Origin of the sequence: Solwaraspora sp. WMMA2056 (assembly GCF_030345095.1) — a bacterium.
Taxonomy (GTDB): domain Bacteria; phylum Actinomycetota; class Actinomycetes; order Mycobacteriales; family Micromonosporaceae; genus Micromonospora_E.
This window is the reverse complement of the sequence record NZ_CP128360.1, coordinates 3408505-3428923: the sequence shown is the minus strand read 5'-3', so window position 1 is coordinate 3428923 and position 20419 is coordinate 3408505. Positions and strand designations below refer to the sequence as shown.

The 20419-nt window shown below is 68.5% G+C and carries 15 protein-coding genes; 4 read left to right on the top strand and 11 right to left on the bottom strand.

Annotated features, from left to right (window positions below; translation table 11 throughout):
- Positions 1–74: 74 nt before the first annotated feature.
- Positions 75–1013, top strand: a complete 939-nt coding sequence (locus O7608_RS15715) for a GlcNAc-transferase family protein (RefSeq protein WP_289210678.1) — start codon at positions 75–77, stop codon at positions 1011–1013.
- Between the two features lie 161 nt (positions 1014–1174).
- On the opposite strand, the gene O7608_RS15710 is transcribed toward O7608_RS15715, so the two are convergent.
- From O7608_RS15710 to O7608_RS15685, 6 genes are all read right to left on the bottom strand, one after another.
- On the bottom strand, positions 1175–1453 hold the full coding sequence (locus O7608_RS15710) for an endonuclease V (RefSeq protein ID WP_289210677.1): 279 nt from the start codon (positions 1451–1453) through the stop codon (positions 1175–1177).
- Complete coding sequence (locus O7608_RS15705; RefSeq protein ID WP_289210676.1) at positions 1450–2007, bottom strand: GNAT family N-acetyltransferase; 558 nt, start codon at positions 2005–2007, stop codon at positions 1450–1452. Before O7608_RS15705 ends, O7608_RS15710 begins: the two co-directional genes overlap by 4 nt.
- Before the next feature lie 10 nt (positions 2008–2017).
- Positions 2018–2554, bottom strand: coding sequence for an STM3941 family protein (locus O7608_RS15700; protein ID WP_289210675.1), 537 nt, complete (start codon positions 2552–2554; stop codon positions 2018–2020).
- A gap of 62 nt (positions 2555–2616) precedes the next feature.
- Positions 2617–2745 carry a hypothetical protein gene (locus O7608_RS15695; RefSeq protein WP_289210674.1) on the bottom strand — a complete coding sequence of 43 codons (129 nt, stop codon included), beginning with the start codon at positions 2743–2745 and terminating at the stop codon, positions 2617–2619.
- A 123-nt stretch (positions 2746–2868) separates the two neighbouring features.
- Positions 2869–3507: a GOLPH3/VPS74 family protein gene (locus O7608_RS15690; RefSeq protein ID WP_289210673.1), complete on the bottom strand. Its 639-nt coding sequence runs from the start codon at positions 3505–3507 to the stop codon at positions 2869–2871.
- 89 nt (positions 3508–3596) lie between these two features.
- Positions 3597–3860, bottom strand: coding sequence for a hypothetical protein (locus O7608_RS15685; protein ID WP_289210672.1), 264 nt, complete (start codon positions 3858–3860; stop codon positions 3597–3599).
- A 378-nt stretch (positions 3861–4238) separates the two neighbouring features.
- Here O7608_RS15685 and O7608_RS15680 point away from each other — a divergent pair, with 378 nt between their 5' ends.
- Together O7608_RS15680 and O7608_RS15675 are read left to right on the top strand one after the other, a co-directional pair.
- A complete protein-coding gene (locus O7608_RS15680) occupies positions 4239–5096 on the top strand; it encodes a helix-turn-helix domain-containing protein (RefSeq protein WP_289210671.1) in 858 nt (285 codons plus the stop codon).
- A 17-nt stretch (positions 5097–5113) separates the two neighbouring features.
- Positions 5114–5323, top strand: coding sequence for a DUF397 domain-containing protein (locus O7608_RS15675; RefSeq protein WP_289210670.1), 210 nt, complete (start codon positions 5114–5116; stop codon positions 5321–5323).
- A 718-nt stretch (positions 5324–6041) separates the two neighbouring features.
- Here the strand turns inward: O7608_RS15675 and O7608_RS15670 are convergent.
- The 4 genes from O7608_RS15670 to O7608_RS15655 form a co-directional block, all read right to left on the bottom strand.
- The gene (locus O7608_RS15670; protein ID WP_289210669.1) at positions 6042–6755 is read right to left on the bottom strand and encodes a hypothetical protein; all 714 of its coding nucleotides are present in this window, start codon (positions 6753–6755) and stop codon (positions 6042–6044) included.
- A gap of 228 nt (positions 6756–6983) precedes the next feature.
- Positions 6984–7604 carry a hypothetical protein gene (locus O7608_RS15665; protein WP_289210668.1) on the bottom strand — a complete coding sequence of 207 codons (621 nt, stop codon included), beginning with the start codon at positions 7602–7604 and terminating at the stop codon, positions 6984–6986.
- Positions 7601–18301: a LamG-like jellyroll fold domain-containing protein gene (locus O7608_RS15660; RefSeq protein WP_289210667.1), complete on the bottom strand. Its 10701-nt coding sequence runs from the start codon at positions 18299–18301 to the stop codon at positions 7601–7603. Before O7608_RS15660 ends, O7608_RS15665 begins: the two co-directional genes overlap by 4 nt.
- Before the next feature lie 200 nt (positions 18302–18501).
- Positions 18502–19077: a type 1 periplasmic-binding domain-containing protein gene (locus tag O7608_RS15655; protein WP_289210666.1), complete on the bottom strand. Its 576-nt coding sequence runs from the start codon at positions 19075–19077 to the stop codon at positions 18502–18504.
- Between O7608_RS15655 and O7608_RS15650 the strand changes: the two genes are divergently transcribed.
- The gene (locus O7608_RS15650) at positions 19045–19908 is read left to right on the top strand and encodes an RHS repeat-associated core domain-containing protein (protein WP_353850568.1); all 864 of its coding nucleotides are present in this window, start codon (positions 19045–19047) and stop codon (positions 19906–19908) included. The two genes, O7608_RS15655 and O7608_RS15650, sit on opposite strands and share 33 nt — an antisense overlap.
- Here O7608_RS15650 and O7608_RS15645 read toward each other — a convergent pair.
- Positions 19880–20383: a hypothetical protein gene (locus O7608_RS15645; RefSeq protein ID WP_289210665.1), complete on the bottom strand. Its 504-nt coding sequence runs from the start codon at positions 20381–20383 to the stop codon at positions 19880–19882. The genes O7608_RS15650 and O7608_RS15645 overlap by 29 nt on opposite strands.
- Between the last annotated feature and the right edge of the window lie 36 nt (positions 20384–20419).

Genomic DNA, 20419 nt, shown 5'->3' with positions numbered 1-20419 from the left:
CCCGCCCACCCATGGGTGGGCGGGGCAGGTCCACCCCCGAGACCTGTCGCGACAAACCTGGTTGGAGTCGCCCGGTGAGCATCTTCGTATCGGTCGCCGCGTACCGCGACCCGGAGCTTGTGCCGACGGTGCTGGACTGCCTCGCGAAGGCCGACCGCCCGGACGAGCTACGCGTCGTCGTGAACTGGCAGCACCTCGGCGACGAGGACGTGTCGCCGTTGCGCGCCGATCCCCGGGTGACCGTGCTCGAGTTCGACGCCCGACACAGCCGGGGCGTGTGCTGGGCGCGGGCCGAGATCCAGCGCAGCTACGTCGACTCCGACTGGTATCTGCAAGTGGACAGCCACACCCGCTTCGCACCCGGTTGGGACACCCGGCTGGTCGCGATGGCCGAGCGAACCGGGGCGGCCAAGCCGATCCTGTCCTGCTATCCACCAGCGTACGACCCGAACCTGGAGTTCGTCGGAGCCGGCGAACCGACACTCATCTTCCTGACCGGGTGGACCGACGACGGTCTACCACGCTTCGGTCACTTCCGCATTCCCGGCTGGCGGGAGGCGACGACCCCGATCCGGGCACGGTTCGTGGCGGCCGGGTTCCTCTTCGCTGCGGGTACACTCGTCCGCGACGTCCCGTACGACCGGCACATCTACTGCCAGGGCGAGGAGATCAACCTCGCCACCCGGGCCTTCACCTGGGGATATGACCTGTTCCACCCGGTCGAGGTGCTGGCGTGGCACTACTACGTCCGCCCCGACCGGGTACGGCACTGGATGGATCACGGCGGGCCGGGCGACGACCACTGGTACGCGTGGGACCGGGCCGGCCGCCGGCGGGTGGCGACCCTGCTGCGCTACCCGATGGTCGGAGGGTTCGGTTCGGGTCCGGTCCGCAGCATGGCTGCCTACCAGGAGTACGCGGGCATCGACTTCCGGACACGCACCGGCACCCCGGACGCGATGCTGGGCCGCGTTCCGGGCCCTACGCTGTCACCGCCACCACCAGCGCGGTGATCCCAGGAACGCGATCCATCGGCTGTCGCGTACGTCGTCCACCCTCATCCGGTCGTCGATGGCCCCGGCCCGCGAGGAATGTCCCCGCCCGCCGTCGGGGTTTGGTCGATGTTCCTGTTCCGACCGACGTACCCCTTGACGTGCGACGGTGACACCTGGTTTCAGCGGCTACGGAAAAGGTCGCCGCGCTGCCCCCGCAGGGCTTCCCGGCTGGCCCGGTCGGCCCGCCGGGTGGTCTCCGGCAGTCGGAAACTGGGCGTCAGACACAGGGTGATCGCCGCCGCCTGGTCGAGGTCGATGAGATGCCCGGCCGACACGTCGACACCGGCGACGAACCTCGGCGGTACGGGCATCGGCTGGTCGACCCGGACCCGGCGGGCCAGCTCCCGCTGGATCTCGATCGCTTCCTGCTCGGTACGCGGTGTCCCCGGCGTCGTCACCGGACCGGCCCCGACGCTGCCGGCTGGTCGGACAGGGTGATCCAGTAGCGGCGGGTACGGCCGAGCTCGGTGTCCCGTACGTCCTCCAGCACGCCGCCGTGGCGTTCGATGACCCGGGCCGACGCGGCGTTGCCGTCAGCGCAGGTGATCAGGACCCGGTCCAGGCCGCGGGCGGCGGCCAGCGGCAGCACCGCGCCGAGCGCCCAGGTCGCGACCCCTCGGCCCCGGGCCGACGGCCGTACGCCATAGCCGATGTGCCCACCCGCGCGCAGCAGGAAGTCGTTGAGCCGGTGCCGCAGCGAGATCGCCCCGAGGTAGCTGTCCTGCTCGACGATCCACCAATGGGTGGCGTGCACCCGTCCTTCTTCGGCGGGCAGCGACTCGTCGCCCTGACGGCGCAGCCGGTCGACCCAGGTGGCGAACCCGGCGGCCGCGTCGACGTCGTCGGCCGGCCGCAGCCCACTGCCGTCCTGATGGGTGCCGGGGCCCCACTCCTCGCGGGCGGCGAGCCACGACGCGTACAGCTCAGCGGTGGGTGCGATCAGCTCGGGCACGCCGGGCAGGTTAGCGCGGCGGCCCGCCCGGTGCCACGTCATTGCGGTGTCGCAGCACCGCCTCGGCCAGGTCCTCGACCCGGCACCGCAGGCCGACCGTGCCGATGTGCACCCCGGGGTAGCCGGTCCGCCGGTTGACGCGCAGCAGGATTCGCGCCGAGCGGCTCGACAGGGCCGCACGTTCCGCACCGGGGAACAGGTCGAGGGTCAGGAACCGTTGCCGGCCCACGCCGGTGACCCGGACCGACGCGACCGACAGCCACGGGATGGTCCGGGGCGACAGCCGACGGTCCAGCACACCCCAGGGGCCGATCAGCACGATGGGCCGACGTTGGAAAAGCTGCCAGACCAGGCGCAGCACACCGGCCGAGAACAGGGCCAGGCCGAGGGCACCGAGCAGCAGGTACGCCACGGCGAGCGGATGCGGCAGTCCGTCGAGGCCGCTGACCGCCATCATCAGGCAGGCCGCGATCAGCGCCAGCCCGGCGACGATCCAGCCGAGGGTGCGCCAGAACGACCGGTGGAACGCGGTCGCCGGCTCGCCCACCGCTTCTCCCCTGTCCTGTCGTTGTGCCACCCGACCAGCATGACCGGTGCCGACCGCGGGGCTCAGATGCTCGGCGGCGGCGTGGTGGTCAGTTCGCCGCATTTCGGGCACCAGCGGCTCTTGACCCGGAACGAGAACAGCCCGGCCAGGTAGCCGAGCACCGTGGCGCTGGTCAACGCGCAGATCTCCATCGTCGTCTGCCCTTCTGTCGTCTTCCGTCGTCTTCTGTCGTCGGTGGTGGGACGGGGTCGGGCCGGTGGTTGCCGCCATCGGCCCGACCCCAGCTCGGTGGGCGGCGTCCGGGCCGGCGTCGGTCAGCCCCGGTGGGCGGCGACGGTGCGGCCGAGCGCCGCGCGGGTCTGCCGGGCCAGGTCGGCGATCGGCGGCCAGCCGTGGTCGACCAGGCGGCGCAGGTCGTCGTAGGCGTGCGGCGGTGCGCCGTCGAGGAGGTGCCGGTCGAGGCCGCAGGCCCAGGCGAGAGCGGCGAGGCCCTGGTCGGTGACGTCGAGACGCCGCCGGGCGCGTAGTGCGGTGGCCAGCCGGGCGGTCGGCCAGGCGGCGGTGTTCATGTCCGTCGGCACCCACCGTTCGTCGCGGCCGACGAGGCGCCGGCGGGTCACTTCCCGGCGTACGTGGCCGGCGCGGGCCAGCCGGGTGGTGACCTGCCGTACGGCGGTGTCGCTGAGCACTTCCACCCAGGTCCGCACCGGTTGCGGGGTCGGTGCGGCGCTGATCTGGGCGAGCAGGCCGTGCACCAGATCGTCCGGTGGGACGATCCTCGCCCCGACGGCGACCCGGCCGTGCCGGACGGTGATCCACTGTGGGTAGAACAGTTCGGCGAGCAGGGCGGCGGCCAGGCCGTGGCGCAGTGCCCGGGGGTGCAGCAGTGTTCGGCCGTGGAGCCGGTGGTGGGCCATCCGGAACAGGTCGTCAGCCAGCGGGTACGTGGGCATGGTGGCTCCTCGTCGGCGCAGTGACAGGGTGGGGCTGGTCCGTGGGTGGGGTCGCGTCGGCCGGGATCGCGTGGGGCGGGTGGGGCGGCTCAGGTGCGCCAGACGATCAGCACCTCGTCGGCGTCAGCACCGACGTACACCTGATCGACGGCGTCGCCGATCACCTCAGCCTGGGTACGCGGCGTCGCGGCGACGGCCAGGTCGGGGCGGCGGCGGGCGATGGACAGGCCGACGAGCCGCTCGATCCGGTTGGCGTCGACCGGTCGCAGCCGACAACCACACGGCCCCCGGTACGCCCGACCACCGTCAGCGGTCCACAACGGCTCCAGCCGCCGCCCACACGCCGCGCACATCAGGACCCCACGCAGCGGCCATTGGTCGGACGTGTCGCCGTGCTCGGATTTCCGGTCTGTTGGGTCGTCTTCAGGCAGCTCAAGGCGCAACGGAGGCATCGCGGGACTCCTACAGGGTGCACGAAAGTTGACCGGCGACGGAACGGGCACCACCGGCACAGAGGACTGAAGATCACAGATCGTCGCGATCTAGTAACTCGCTTGGATCGACAGTGGCACGCCGAATCTGGTCAGTCAATTCTTCCATGGAAAAATCTTGAGACCATCTCGGCCTGTCGGCCGTAATGATCAAGCTGGACCACGCTAGTCTGGTTGCGCTGACAGGCATGGATGGTCCAAGATGGCGGAATCCACCTCACCCCCACTGTGGAGGCAGACGTGCCCAAGGTCGTCGGTCCAACCATCCCGCGCTGGCAGCTCGGCGAGGAGCTCACCCGCCTGCGCCGCGCCGCAAACCTCACCGAGGCGACCGTCGCCGACAAACTCGGCTGCTCCGAGTCGAAGATCAAGAAGGTCGAGGCCGGCTACGTCGGCACCAACCGCGCCGAACTGCTGGTCATGCTCGACATGTACGGCGTCACCGACGAGACCGCCCGCAACGACATGATCGAGCTGCAGAAGCGCGGCAAGGAGCGCGGCTGGTGGTCCAAGTTCGGCATGGTGCCCCAGCAGTTCGCAACCTTCCTCAGCCTGGAGTCCTCGGCGACCAGCATCCGCGTCTTCGAGCCGCTGATGGTTCACGGGCTCCTGCAGACCGAGGACTACACCCGCGCCATCGTCTCGACGCATCTGCCGAACGCGCCCGCTGAGGAAGTTGAACGGCAGGTGCAGATCCGCCGCGCCCGCCAGGAACGGCTCTTCGCGGACCCGCCGCAGACCTGGATCATCCTCGACGAGGCGGTCCTGCACCGCCGGGTCGGCGGCACCGACGTGATGCGCGCCCAGCTCACCCACATCCTCGACACCGTCAAGGATGCTCCGTGGCTAACTCTCCAGGTCGTCCCGTACAGCCACGGCAGCTATCCCGGTGAGCTCGGCGCGTTCACGATCTTCGACTTCGAGGAGGACATCCACTCACCGGTCGTCTACGTGGAAGGCCAGGCCGGCGGCCTCTATCTTGAACGTGACGCGGACCTGCGCCGGTGTAACCTGGCGTACAACCACATCACGGCCGCCGCGCTCAGCCCGCCCGAGAGCGCCAAGCTGATCACCGCCCTGACCCGCGCCACGGGTTGACCGACGAGGAGCAGCACGTGACCCCCGACCTCGACCTCAGCACTGCCGTCTGGCGCAAGAGCAGGAAGTCATCCGCGAACGGTGGCTGCGTCGAGGTCGCCAACCTGGGTCAGGCGTACGCGCTCCGCGACTCCAAAAACCCGGACGGCCCCGTCCTCGTCTTCACCCCCGAGGAGTGGGACTGCTTCCTGGACGGCGCAGAAAAGGGCGAGTTCCGCCAACTCTGACCGCGAACTGCGGACGGACTACCCGCAGTGGCAGACACCGTGCCGGCGAGCCAGCTGCACCACCGGCCAGCCCGTACGCGTCAGCGTCGCCAATGATCATCCGCCGTGCACAGCTCAGCGATGTCGACGTCATCATGAGCTGGCGACGCGAACGGGAGGCGTAGCTCGCAGCCCGGGCAGAAGACCAGTGGTCGATCCCACTACCCCGGTCCGCCGTCGCCGCGACCGTGTCCGCCGGGCAAACCTGGATGGTCTTCGATGGTAAACCCCGGCCGCGACCATCACCCTCACCGCCTACGTTGACGTCGACAGGCTCTGGAAACCGGACCGCGACCCCGAAGCCCTCTGGTACCCCGAGGACGACCCGGCTGACGCCCTCTACGCCGCGAAAATGATGCTCCCACTTGATCGTGCCGGCGATGGCATCGGCACCGAACTCCTCGACTGGGCCGCCGGCAGAGCATACGACGCCAGCCTCACCTGGCTACGCCTCGACGCATGGACCACAAACCCACGACTACACAACTACTACCGTCGACAGGGATTCCGACACGTCCGCACCATCTCCACCCGCGTCAGCGGAGCCTGCTTCCAACGCCCTGCCCAGCCTTACGAACCCGGCCGCCGACTCAAACTCGACACTGGATGAGATTCACCATGAGACCGGACGCCATCGCACCAGCACTTTGATACGAAGCAATACATTGAATGGCAAAATTTATCGAACTTGAGCAATTAGACTCGCAATTCTTTCACGAACATCTTCGCCCGTCGCCCAAAATTTCACGAACGAAGGAACTCCGCCGTTCAATAGATTCCATACATCTGTTGCGTAGACCATCGCCGAATCACCAGCGAGCCAGTAGGAATGAAGCCCGGAAGCCTCCGACACAAACTCCAGTCCCAGCACTTCTTCGGCGCGGAGCATCTCTATAACCATCAGCGCAGTTCCGCTATTCAAATAGAGTTGACCCTCGAGACCTAGCGCATCAGCAACCGAGAACATCGCATCACATTCAATCAGACGGTCAAGGCCACCGAACTCCCTCACCCCAGAATAATCCAAACCAACCTCGACCGCTCCATCGATCTTGACGGAAGCACCAACCGGGCTTCCCGTTTCTACCGCGTACGATATCTCCAGCTCCTCATACACGTCTCCAGGGTCACAAGATGGGGCAAAAATGACATCAGACTGGAAAAAGCCACTTGCATAGGAGAGGCCGCCATAGCGCGCCTGCAAGCGATCCAACAGATCCACTATCGCGTCATTCGAGTCGCCATAGATCTTCACAATTTCTCGCCGAAGAATCTCTCCGGTCAACCCTCTTTCAAAGTCAACCCGTCGCGACAACGCCCGAAGAAAACGGACCGCGCGCCCAGAGAGCCCCGCAGGCGAGTCAACAATGTAAGCGCTTAACATCGCGCTCATGGCGCACCTCTCGATCTGATGCCCGGCACCGAAAGAAGGCGACTGCATGACTGGCAGGGTGCCAATAACCTGCCCCTACGCGATCCAGCACTACCCCATCGACGCCGCACCTCGGCGCTCCGGTTTCTGCGTCGCCTGACCCGCACCCCACCCACACCAGCCAAGAACCGTTACCATTGCTCACCCACAAAACCTGGGACCACTTAACACAGAACGACCAAGTTTGGATCAGTGGATCGCAGGGATCAGCACGACCGCCTCTTCCGTCAACTCGCTATATCGAACTTCAGGAAGAGGCACTTCACGCTGAACGCTAAGAACAACTTTACGCAAAAATCTAAAAACGCTTTTTATTGAATTGTCCGCTAGAATTTCCCGTTCCCAGACAACTTCCCCTCGGGAAATCAGAATATCCTCATCTCGGTACTGCAACGAGCTCACCAGAGGATCAAGCGAATACTGGATCCATATACCCTTGCATGAATCAACAACCGAAGAGGCAGCAAGTCCAGCGTCAATACAGGTTAGTGCGGCTTGCGCATACGTGCTCCACGGAGAGTCAAGGTCATGTCCATGCGGTACTGATTCCATCAACCGCCCCCTCAATGCCGCATGATCTTGACCTGCCGATAAACCCAGAACGTATTCCTCTACCTTGGCGATCGCAGCTTGCGCCTCAGGGAAAACCCACTGGCCATATGTACGTGTTTCAACGAGATCCAATAGGGGTGCCAGCCCCCTCCCGCAAACCGCAAAGACGGTAGCCTTTCCACGTGACGGCAAGGTCGAGACCTCATCGGCCAAGCACTTGATCTCGGCGCGCAGGCCGCCTTCGTTAAAGATTGTCATCCGTGTTCGATCCCGCGATCCGTCAGTTGCCGAGCACAGTTGTGTTCAGCCGGACCACATGGTGTCCGTGCATCCGTTCCCACCCGCTTTAGGGGCCACATTGATCCATCGTTATCGGCGATCAAGTTCTCCTCCGCATGCCTGCCTCGACGACTCGGTACACGGCGAATACCCAACGCATCCGCCGCAGCAGCCTGTCCAGCGTCAAATCCATTGCTAGATCCAGCGACCAGATTACCTGCCTCGTCCTGCCCCACAGCGATCACACGTTGGTTGACTGCTGCAGGATGGTCACCCGCTTCGCGAATCTGCTGTGCATAGCCCTTGAGCGTCGGTACATCACACGACGCGTTGTTGTTGTGGACGAGGACGGGGTGGTCTCCTGCGATGACATGGTACGTGTGGGTGTGGGCGACTGTCAGGTCGCGCATCTCCCGCTCGTCCCGGCGTGTCTCGACCGCCACCACTGTGACCTCGCCGTGACCGGCCACCCGCAGCTGGGTGCCGGGTGTGAGGTCGCCGGCGTCGACCCATGCCTGCCGGTCTTCGTCCCAGAAGGGGTGGTTCGGTGTCGTCTCCACCACCGTGGAGGTGCCGTCGCTGGTGCGGACCTGGACGTCGGTGAGTTCGCGGTCGGTGTTGCGGTGCAGTTGGGTGACGGGTTTCGGTAGCGATGTTCCGGACACCGGGTCGGTGGCCACGACCTGGTCGCCGATGTTGATGTCGGCGATGGCGCGGGTGGTGCCGTCGGCCATCAGCACCCGGGTGTCGGGGGCGAAGCTGTGCGTACGGCATCCCGGTCCTGATCCGCCACGACCACTTGAGGCGGATGGGCCGGCGGTGCTTCCGCCGCGTCCCGGTGGAGCGCGTGCCGGGCCTGCTCCGCCGCCCTTGCGGCCGATCAGGTTGAGTCCGGGGACCATGCCGAGCGCGGCAGCTTTCACATCCACCCGTCCGGTGGTGGCGGCCTGGGAGATGATGTCGGAGACGCCGTTCTCGACCGCGTCGCCGGCGAGGCGGGCGGTGATGCCGGAGCCTGCCTTCGCGGCGACCGCCGTGCCGATCTTCGCCGCGATCATCCCGCCCGCACCACCGGCCAATCCCATGACCGCTCCGGTGGTGAGGGAGCCGAGGGCGTCACCGACGGAGTGGATGTCGCCCTGCGCCACATCCTTCGCCAGGTTGATCAACGCACCGGCGCCGACCATGCAGGCCACCGCACCCACACCAGCGGTCACCGCCGTACACGCCAGGCCGGCGACGACCGCACCGGCGATCGCGGCGACCTCCAGGATCGTGTCCTTGTGCTCCACCACCCACTTCTTGGTGGCGTTCGCCGCGTCCTTCACCACACTGACGGTCTTCTTCACCACCCGCGTCGCCTTCGCGGCGACCTTCTTCGCCGCCTGTTTGACCTTGGCGACGGTCTGTTTCACCTTCTGTTTCGCCTTGGCGGCCTTCTGGGCCACGTACTTCTTGGCCTGGTTGACCTTCTTCTTCACCGCCTGTTTGGCCTTGGCGTAGGTCTTCTTCACCTTCGTCTTGACCGCGGCGGCCTTCGCCTTGACCTGGTTGACGGTCTTCTTCGCCACCGTGGTCACCTTCTTCGCGGCGGCCTTCGTGACGGTCTTCGCCTTCTGGTAGGCGGCGCTGCTGTAACTCGACACGCTCGACACCGCCCGGCGGGTCGCGCTCGACACCTTCGACGTCGCCTTCGACACCGCCTTCGCCGCCGCCTTGAACGGGTTCCCCCAGTGCCCCGTCGGGTCGATCGTCGTCAACGGCGTCCCGTCGCCGTACTGGTAGCGGTTCGCCGCGATCGAGTCCGGCACCGGACCGTTGCTGGCCGTGTCACGGGTGTCGAACTGCCCGGTGTCGGTGTTGTACCAGCGGGCATGCATGTTCACCCGCGACGTCACCGCGTCGGTCCACTCCGACTGGAACCCCAGACTCCCGATCACCCCGGTACTCGCCACCACCTTGCCGAGCGGGTCGTACGTCGCCGCGCCCGACAACGACGCCCCCGTCGCGGTGAACTGACCCACCACGTCGGTGTGCAGATCCGTCCACATCAACCGCTGCGTCCCACCCGCCGTCCCGGCCACCACCTCACCCGACGGCCCCCGCACATACGACGCCCCGTCATCAGCCGCCAGATGGTTACCGGCACCCGTGTACGCGAACCCCGGCCGCACCGCCCGACCCAACGCGTCGTAGTCATAGGTACGCGCCGGACCACCACCAGCGGGCTGCTGGCTGTGCACCTGACCGAACGCGTCGGTCGTCGTGGTCACCGTGCCGGCGGTGGCCAGGGTGCCACGAGCCGTGTACGTGTACGCCGTACCGTCGGCGGTCAGCAACCGGTTCCGCTGGTCGTAGCTGAACAGCTTGCTGCCGTTCTGCACCCGGTTACCGGACTTGTCGTACGCGTACACCACCGTCGCCGAGCCGTTGTTCCACGACGTCAACCGGTCCGCCAGGTCGTAGCTGTAGGTGTTGGTGACGGCGGCACCACCGAATCCGGTGGTCGTCTTCGAGACCAGGTTGTCGTTGGCGTCCCAGCCGTAGCCGATCGCCGCGATCTGCGTACCGCCGGAGGTTTTCAGCGTGTCGCCGGTGAGCCGGTGCTGGGCGTCGAAGCTGAACTGGCGACGGTTGCCGGTCCCGCCGTAGGTGATCTGCGAGACCTGCGACAACGCGTTGTACGTGTACCCCATCGCCACGCCGGCGGTCGGGTTGGTCAGGCTGGCCAGCCGCCCGGCGGTGTCGTAGCCGTAGCTGGTGGTGCCGGCCGCGTCCTGCCGGCTGGCCAGCTGCCCGGCGGCGTTGTAGGTGAACGACGAGTTGCCGACCGGGCCGCTGATCGACAGCGGCAGGTCCCGGTCGTCGTAGCTGATCGTGTTGGTGCCGCCGCCACCGGAGAACTCGGTCATCCGGCCACCGAGGTCGTAGTCGAAGACTCGGTCCACGGTGGTCGCTTCCGCGCCAGCGCCTTCCTGGCGCAGCAGCTGGCCCATCTCGTCGTACTCGCTGCTGATGGTGACCCCGCCGGGCAGGTACTGGGTCACCGGTCGGCCGGCGGCGTCGTAGGCGACGCTGAACGTGCGGTCGGCCGCCGACGGGTGCGCCGTGGTGGACGGCTCGATCTGCTTCTCCGGCAGATGCCACGGGTTGTAGCCGGTCCAGAACACGTTGCCGCGTCCGTCGGTGAACCGGGTCCGGTTGCCGGACAGGTCGTAGCCGAAGGTGGTGACGATCTCGTCGGAGCCGGAGATCGGCTGGGTGTGCCGGGTCAACGCGCCGGTGGCATCGTACTCGAAGGTGGCGGTCGTGCCGCGCGCGTCGGTGGCTGCGACGACGTTGCCGGCCCGGTCGTAGCCGGTGGTCTCCACCGACAGCTGGGTGCCGGCCGCGTTGTGGACGGCGGTGGCGAGGACCCGGCCGGTCAGGTCGTAGCTGGTCGTCGTGTACGTGTCGTCGGGCAGGGTGGTGCGCACCGCCCGGCCGGCCCCGTCGTAGGCGTACCGGGTGATGTTGCCGGCCCCGTCGGTGACGGCCAGCGGCTGCCCGACGGCGTTGTACGTCGCGGCGGTGGTCACCCCGGTCGGGCCGGTCACCTGGGCGAGCCGGCCCCCCGGCCCGTAGCTGTACGTGGTGGTGTGGTTGGTGCCGGTCTGCCGGACCACGTCGGTGCTGGTCACCTGCCGGCCCAGGTAGTCGTAGGTGGAGGTGGCGACCGCGCCGGTCGGGTCGGTGGTGGACAGCAGGTCACCGGCGAGGTTGTACGTGTAGCGGGTGGTGCCGTCGTTCGGGGTGACCACCTTGGTCAGCCGGCCCAGCTGGTCGTAGGTGTACTCGGTGGTCTCGCCGAACGGGTCGGTCACCGAGGCCAACTGCCCCGACGCGTCGTAGCTGTGGGTGATCTCCGGGGTGATCGGGGTGGTCGACCCCGGCGGGGTGTACGCCGGCAGCTGCTCGCCGACCGCCCGACCGTCGGCGTCGTAGCTGGTCACCGACCAGTTGCCGGACGGGTCGAGGGTGTCGGTGACCTCCCCGAACGTGTTGTAGCCGACCCAGGAGACCGCATTGGCCAGCACCGGTGACGGGCTGTCGACCGACTGGGCGTACGCCGCCGGCGCGGTCGTCTTGACCGCGTTGCCGTCCTCGTCGTAGGTGACGTACGTGGTGTGGCTGTTCGCGTCGGTGACCGCGACGACCTCGCCGTTGTCGTCGACCCGGTAGCTTTCCCGCACCACGTGGGCGTCAGCGGCGGGCGCGGTGCCGCCGTGCACGGCGGCGACCTCGGCGGGCGTCAACGCCTTCTGGTACGCCTGCACGTCGCTGATCTCGCCGGGCCAGTAGTTGTCGCGCAGCCCGTTCCACTTGCCGGCGCCGATGACCAGCGGGCCACGGGCGGTGAACGGCCGGGCCACGGCGGAGCTGCCCTGCGCGGTGCCGTTGACGTAGAGGGTCATGGTGCCGGCGGCGGCGTCGTACACCCCGGCCAGGTGGGTCCAGGTGTTCACCGCCGGCGTGCTGGTCGACCGTACGGTGGTGCTGGTCGGGTTGGTCACGTCGACGCCGATGGTGCGGAACCGCCACCGGTTGGTCGGCTGGTCGTAGGTCAGGTCGAAGGCGTCCTGCTGGTCGCCGGGCGCGGAGATCGCCTTGCGGAGTGCACCGTTGTCGGCCAGGTACAGCCAGCCGGTGACGGTGAAGCTGCGGCCGGTGTCGATCGCCGGGCTGTCGGTCTCGATGACCGAGCTGGTGCCGTTGAAGCCGGCGGCACCGCCGTGGCCGGTCGTCCAGGTGCCGTCGGCGACCGTGCCGGGGTTGTTGCCGGCCGAGTCGGCGGCCCGGCCGCCGGTGGTCTCGTCGAGCCGCCAGCGGGCCACCGGGGTCAGCGCCGTCGACGGGTACTCGGTGTCGGCGATGACCTCGCCGGCCGGGTCGTACAGGGTTTCGGAGAAGCCGACCGTGGCACCACCGGCGTCGGTCTGCCGCTCGGTGACCACGTTGTCGTCGGCGTCGTAGCCGTAGTGGGTGGTGCGCTTGAGCCCGTCCGGGTCGACGGTGGTCGACGTCTGCCGCCCGGCGGCGTCGAACGTGTGCGTGACGACCGTGGCGCCGTCGTCGCTGACCTCACGGACCAGGTTGCCGGCCGCGTCGTACTCATTCGACTCGACCACGAACGACGAGGTGCCGTCGGTGCGGACGACCTCGGCGATCAGCCCGTTGTCGGTGTACGTGTACTCGGTGGTCCAGCCCATCGGGTCGGTCTCGGCCGCGAGCCGCCCGGCCGGGTCGTACGACTTCGCCGAGATCAGCACGTCGGTGGCGGGCTGCGGGTCGTCCGGGTCGCCGGTGAAGCCGACCACCGTCGTGGTCAGCAGGTTGCCTTCGGCGTCGTACTCATTGGTGGTGACGCCGCCGTCGTGGTCGGTCTCGGTGACGACCCGGCCGTACGCGTCGTAGCCGAGGGTGGTGACCGTGCCGCCGGGGGTGGTGGAGGTGACCTGCTGGCCGTACTGGTTGTAGGTGTGCTGCTCGGTGCGGGGCGAGTCGCCGCCGGTCAGGTCGGCGGTGGTCTCGGTGAGGACGTTGCCGTCGGCGTCGTAGCCGTAGGTGGTGCGGGCGGTGTGCACCGCGCCGGTGACCCGGTTGGTGACCGCCGGGGCGGTCTCGGTCGCCACCCGGCCGGCGGCGTCGTAGGTGTAGGTCGTGGTCAGCCCGGCCGGGAAGGTGTCGCTGAGCTCCGTCTCGGTCAGGGTGCGACCCAACCCGTCGTACGTGAACCGGGTGACCTTGCCGCCCGGGTCGGTGACCTGGGCGAGGTCGCCGTTGGCGTAGTACTCGACGGTCTGCACCGCGCCGCCCGGGGTGGTGACCCGGGTCGGCAGGCCCGCCGGGGCGATCCCACCGCCGTACGCGGGGGTGCTGGTGCCGTCGGTGTAGCCGGTGGTGGTGACCCGGCCCAGCGGGTCGGTGATGGTCGTCTGGTTGCCCCGGGTGTCGTAGGCGTACGACGTGCGGTACGTGTTGTCGGTCTCCGACGTCGACCGGCCGTCGCGGACGGTGAGCAGCAGGTCGTTGCGGGCGTCCGGGGTCAGCGTCGTGGTCGTCGCGTCCGGATAGTAGGTGTAGTACACCGACGAGCATTTGTTCGCCGACTGGTCCTGACAGCTGACGCTCTGCTTGGTGTTGCCGCGGACGTCCTGGAACGTCTGCGACCACACGCCACGGGGGTCGTAGACGAGACTGCTGTAGCCGCCGACGTCGTAGCCGAACTTGGTGACGTTGCCGAGCGCGTCGGTCTGCGCCACCGGCCGGCCGCCGTTGACCAGGTCGTAGCTGTAGGACACCGTTTCGCCGGTGGGTCCGGTGACCGCGATCTGCGACACCGGCATCGGGATCGCGGTGGCCACCCCGGAGATCATCGTGATGGCGACCGGCGCGGTCTGCTGCGACGCGGCGTAGTGGGCGGTGACCTGCGCCTGGCTGAGCTCGCTGGTGAAGAAGGCCGCTTCGGCGATCTGCCCCGGGAAGTAGCTGACCGATCCCGACAGCGACGGCCAGGTGCCCGGGGTAAGCCCGGCGCCGAGGTAGGCGTGCGCTGCGGTCGTGGCCTGACCGGCCAGGTTCAGTGTGCCGACGAGGTCTCCGTCGAGGTACATCCGCTGGGTGCTGCCGGACAGGGTCAACGCGACGTGGTGCCAACTGCCGTCCCGGACACTGCCGGCGGTGGTGATCGGCGGGTTGGTGCCCAGACACCAGCACCATTTGCCGCGCAGTTTGCCGTCGGCCCCGACGTAGAGCGCCGGGATCCGTTCGCCGCCGGCGACACCGCTGGTGATCGAGTTGGTCTGGAAGCTGTAGAGGATGCTGCCGGCGGTGCTGGCCGTGGGCATCTTGAACCACATCGACACCGACGCCGGACCGGTGCCGACGATGCGTTCCGGCGGCAACTCGACGTACGAGTCGCTGCCGTTGAAGGAGGCGGCGGTGGCACCGGCGAACGGACCCGCCGCCCCGAGGGTCACCTGGTTGAAGGTGGCGACGCCCCCGTCGACCTGGTTGACCGCCTCGGTGGCCGACACCTCGCCGAACCGCCAGTAGTCGGCCGGTTTGGCACCGAGCACCGACGCGGCGTACACGTCGGCGCTGCCGGCCACCGTCGGGGTGCCCATCGTCCAGACACCGCCGTTCTCGTCGGTGACGGTGGCGACCCGGCCGGTGCTGCCCTGGTAGGTGACCTGTGCGGTGACACCGCCGGACGGCCGGGTCACCTGCGACAGCACCGGATGGGTGCGGGTGCCGGCGGTGTGCAGCGCGGCGACGGTCGCCGCCGGCAACGCCTGGTTGTGGAACGCCACATCGGAGATCGAGCCGGAGAAGTAGCTGGCCGCCGCCGGGCTGACCCCGCTGTTCTGGTGGCCCGGCCAGTTGCCGCCGATGAAGCCGGCACCGACGTGGATGTTGTCGGCGTTGTCGGGCAACTGCATGATGATGCCGCCGAGGCTGCCCTGGGCGACGCCGTCGAGGTACAGGGTCTGGGTGCTGCCGGCCCCGGCCAGCGCCACGTGGTGCCAGTTGCCGTCGTTGACCGGCGCGGCGGTGGTGATCGCGGCGGCGGCGTTGCCCTGCCAGAACTGTCCCCGCAGCTTGCCGTCACTGCCGACGTACAGGGCCGGCACGTAGGTGGTGGGCGTGGTGCCGGCGGTGACCGGCGCCGCGCTGTAACCGAACAGCACCCCGTTGACGGCGGTGGTCCGGAACCACATGCTGACCGTCTGGTACTGGCCGTCCGCGACCAGGTCACCCGGCAACTGCAGGTACGACGAGGTGCCGTCGAACGCGGCGACGGTGGCCGTCGAACCGGGGCGGGTCGCCGGCTGGCCGAGGTTGACGGCGGCGTACCGGGCGTTGTCGATGCCGGCGTTGGCGAGGACGGCGCTGCGGGCCACGCTCGCCCCGGACGGCTCCGACAGCGGCCAGTACGAGTACGGTCCGGTGTCCAGCACGGTGTTGGCGTACGCGGAGATGCTGGTGTGCTGATAGCCGTGACAGGCGCTCGGGCCGGTCGGCGGACAGACCTGCACCAGGGTGTCGTCAGGCCCGTAGCCGTACTGCCAGGTCTCGGCGCTGGCCGGGATGCCCGGCTGTGCCGGGTCGGTGGCGACGGTCGCGACGTGCGGGTGGGCCGAGCCGGCCGGGGTGGACCAGGTCAGCCACAGCGACCGGCCGGCGGCGCTGACGACCCGGCTGGCCAGTCCGTTGGTGTACTCGATGGTCAGGGTGCGACCGTTGGCGTCGGTCACCGCGGTCAGCCGGAACACTCCGCCGCCGGCGGACTGCCCGAACGTGTAGACCGAGGCGTCCTTGTCGGTCAGGGTGTAGCCGATCAGGGTCGAGCCGCTGCGGGTCTCGGTGAAGGTGGCGAACCGGCCGGACGGGGCGGTGAAGGTGCCGTTGGCGTTGCGGCCGAACGCGATGTCCTGCCCGGTCGGGTAGGTGACCAGCACCGACTGGACGCTGCCGGCGGCGTCGGGCACGGCGGTGGCGCGTACGTCGAGCAGACTCGACCAGCCGGTGCCGAAGGCCGACGTACGCCGGGTGTCCAGGCTGTTGTAGTTGCGGGTGATGGTCAGCGACGGGCCGACGGTGGCGACGGTCGCGTCGGTCGCCGAGGTGGTGTAGTTGCCGATGCCCGGGTCGTAGCCCTTGCCGGCGTTCTGGCTGAGGTTGCTGGCCAGGGTGGGTTGCGGTACGCCGGTCGTGAACGCGTACGCCGGGTAGACGGCGCTGTAGCCGGCCTTGTCGTAGACCCGGACCGTGTACAGGTAGGTCTTGTTCCAGGCCAGGGTGCCGGTCGGCACCCGCCACGACGGGCTGGCCACCCAGCCGGAGTTGGCCACGGTCGTGGTCCCGGTGGCGTCGTAGACGACGTAGTTGTAGGTGAACCCCTTGTTCGGCCAGTTGTCCGGGTCCTTGGCCCGCACCAGCAGTTCCGGGGTGAGCGTCGGGGTGACCGCGTTGTTCGCCGGGTAGCGGACGTTGACCTGCGGCGCGACGTTGTTGGTGTAGGTCAGTTCGACGTACGGCTTGTAGGCGCCGCCGCCGTAGTTGGCGGAGGTGAACCGCTTCCAGCCGTCCGAGTCGGTCTCCGAGGCGGTCAGCGCCAGACCTTCGTTGACGCCGCCGGTGGACCAGTCGTTGAAGGTGGCGACGTTGAGCGGCACCGTCACCCATTTGCCGATACTGCGGACACCGTCGCTGTTCTGGCAGGACGGGTAGTTGTTGGTGACGGTCAGCGAGCCGATCGGGGCGGAGATGTCCGGCCCGGGGTGGCTGGCCGTGGACAGGTTCGCGACCGTCCACGCCTGGTTGACCCGGTGCACGTTGAAGGCCCGATGCTCCGTGCAGCTGTAGGTCCAGGTCAGGTAGAGCTTCAGGTTGGCGGCGGTGATCCGCTTGCCGAGGAAGCCGTCGTCGTCGAACTCGTCGAAGTGGATGAACGAGCGGGCCTTGACCCCGCCACCGTCGTAGGTGCCGACCGGCAGGTTGTCGCCGTTGTGGTTGGTGGTGAGGGTGTCGCTGTCGACGTACACGTCGCCGGTGGTGCCGGTGGTGGCGGTCGGGTCCACCCGGACCGGGTAGACCCGGGCCGGGTCGTCGAGCCAGGCCCGGTCGGCGGTGACCTGCAGTGCCTGGCCGCCGTCGGGCAGCTCGACGATGGCGAAGTCGACGTCGGGTGACTGCGCGGGTGCGCCGGACTGCGGGTGGACGTTGCTGTCCTCCATGAAGCCACGCGGGAACCAGGCGCGTGGCGTACCTCCGGAGTCGACCAGCTCCACCCAACCTTCGGCGGTGAGCCGAGGGGTCAGGCCGGTCAGGTTCAGCGGGAACGTCCAGGTCGACTGGGCCTGCGGTGAATGCAGGATCAGGGTCTCCTTGAGCCCGGCGTCGAACGTGATCAACTCGAGGTCGGTGTGCGGCAGGATGCCCCGGTAGGTGGCGGTGTTGCCGTCGACCTCGGCGTCGACGTCGGCCGCGCCGGACAGCTCGTAGGCGACGCGTTGCCCGCCGGGCAGCGCCAGCACACCCAGGTCGGTGTCCCCGGTGGCGTCGGCGACGCTGACCTGCAGGCTGTTCGCCCGCATGTGCAGCCGACCGTCGGCACGCCTGACCAGGCCCGTGTCGATCGGGCGCCAACTGCCGTCCCCGGCCCGGTAGTTGACCGGCCGGCTGTAGGTGCGCACCGTGGTCGACCCGTCGGCGTTGTCGTACACGTCGGTCCGGGCGGTGGCTTCGCTGGCGTCCCGGCGGCTGGTCGCCGCGTCGAAGCCGGGCTCGGCGACACCGGTCGGGGTGGTCGGGACCGCCGGGTCGTGCGGCTGGTACGGCGGCAGCGTGCCGGCCACCTGGTCGGCGGCCCGACCGGCACCGCCGTCGGCGTCGGTCGCGTCAGCCGGGACGTGATGGTCACCGGTGAACGGTGCCGGTCCGGCCATCGCCGGCGCACCGAGCGCGGCCGCCGCAGCCGACCACAGCGGACGGGTCGCCGTCCATGACCAGAGCCAGGAGACCGGCCAGTTGTCGGCCGGCACGGCACCGGCCGGCACGGCGACGGTCAGCCCGAACAGCAGCAGCGTGACGATGGCGATCCGACGGGACGCACGACCGATGGCACGGCGCATGGCCGCCCTCCCCCGTGTACCGAGAACTGTCCGACATCGATCATGCCGACGTCGGACAGTCTCCGATGGCACATGCGGAGCGCACAAGCATCCGTACGGAGGGTTGACCACACATCGCCGTCGGCGATTTAATCCCCGGCTCAGCCGATAGCCCGGTCGCCGACCGAGTCCTCAGCCCGGTCCCCGACCGAGTCCTCAGCTCAGTCCTCGGCCGGGTCACCGACTGCCGCGTCCACCAGTTCCCGGATCCGCTGCTGCAGCACCGCATCGTCGGTCTCGGTCACCACGGTCACGTTGCCGGCGTCGACCGCCGACGATCCATCATCGACCAACACGAAGCTGGCCTGCGGGTAGCGGGCGGCGTCGCGGACCGTCGCCGCCACCGGCCCCTCGCCCACCGCGAGAATCAGTTCACACCCGCTGCTGGCGAGGCTGGCGAGATAGCCGGCCGCGTTGTCGGCGGTCTGCGGGCCGTCGACTTCGAGGAACTGCACCCTGGCCAGCGTCCGCAGCGACGACTCCTGCATTGCGGCCCACACCGGCGCGGCGGCCGGGTCGGTCACCCCGGCCGAGCCGGTGAGCAGGCATACGGTGACGTCCCGGTACTCGCGGGCCCGAGGCTCAGCCGGATCGTCCGGCCACAGCGCCGCCACCAGCACCGCCAGAACGACGACGACCAGCGCGGCAATGACAGCGAGTAGTACGATCCGGGCCCGCCGTCCACTCAGGCGACCCGGTGTCGGCTGGCGGTCTCGACCGCCCACACGCTTCGGCACGGTCGCACCCTACCCGTCGGCAACCGCCGCTCCGCCGCACTGCTGCCGGATGAGACACGACCCTGGGCGGGTGCGGCGACGTACGACCCGCTCGGGAAGGTGGTGGCGAGTACCGGGGTGATCGGGAGTCTGGGGTTCCAGTCGGAGTGGACCGACGCGGTGACGTCGCGGGTGAACATGCATGCCCGCTGGTACAACACCGACACCGGGCAGTTCGACACCCGTGACACGGCCAGCAACGGTCCGGTGCCGGACTCGATCGCGGCGAACCGCTACCAGTACGGCGACGGGACGCCGTTGACGACGATCGACCCGACGGGGCACTGGGGGAACCCGTTCAAGGCGGCGGCGAAGGCGGTGTCGAAGGCGACGTCGAAGGTGTCGAGCGCGACCCGCCGGGCGGTGTCGAGCGTGTCGAGTTACAGCAGCGCCGCCTACCAGAAGGCGAAGACCGTCACGAAGGCCGCCGCGGTCAAGACGAAGGTGAAGAAGACCGTCAGCGTGGTGAAGGACGCGGCGAACGCCACGAAGAAGTGGGTGGTGGAGCACAAGGACACGATCCTGGAGGTCGCCGCGATCGCGGGTGCGGTGGTGGCCGGGCTGGCGTGTACGGCCGTCACTGCTGGTGTGGGTGCGGTGGCCTGCATGGTCGGTGCCGGGGCGTTGATCAACCTGGCGAAGGATGTGGCGCAGGGCGACATCCACCCGGTCGGTGACGCTCTCGGCTCCCTCACCACCGGTGTGTACCAAAGTTGGCAGCGGGTGCCTACGCACCTCGTCGCGCAGGCACCCGTACCGCAGGTCATTTCACCGCGCGGATGTCCTGGATGACGCCGTACCCGTCTGCGTTGTGTGTCACCTGGTGGGGGCCGAATACGTCCTGGAGGGCCTGGTCGAGGTGCCCACCCGGGTTGATGGTCCCCAGACCCGCACGGATGACCACCCGCCCACCCGCCTGCAGCAGCCGGTGCGCGGCTCGCACTGCGGTCAGGCACCAGCCGCGGTTGGCGAACAGCGGGCCGGGCAGGTTCTCGAAGAATATGACGGAGAATCTGCCGCCCGGCAGGTCCTCGGTGTGGTCGGCGACCCAGAAGTCGCCGACCCGGTGCGGCCCCTGGGCGTGATTGACGTCGATCGTGTAACTCAGGTGTGCAGGAATGAAGATGTCGGCGTGAGTGTTCGGATTCCCGAGCGGAATCCGGTGCCCGGGAAGCTGGTTTCCACCGACGTTGACGACATGGGTGGTCCCACATCCGACAATGATGATCGGCTCGTTGTTGTAAGGCAGATTGTCGACTGCGGGCATGAGGGCAGGCTGCATGGTGACCTCCGGGCTCTGAAT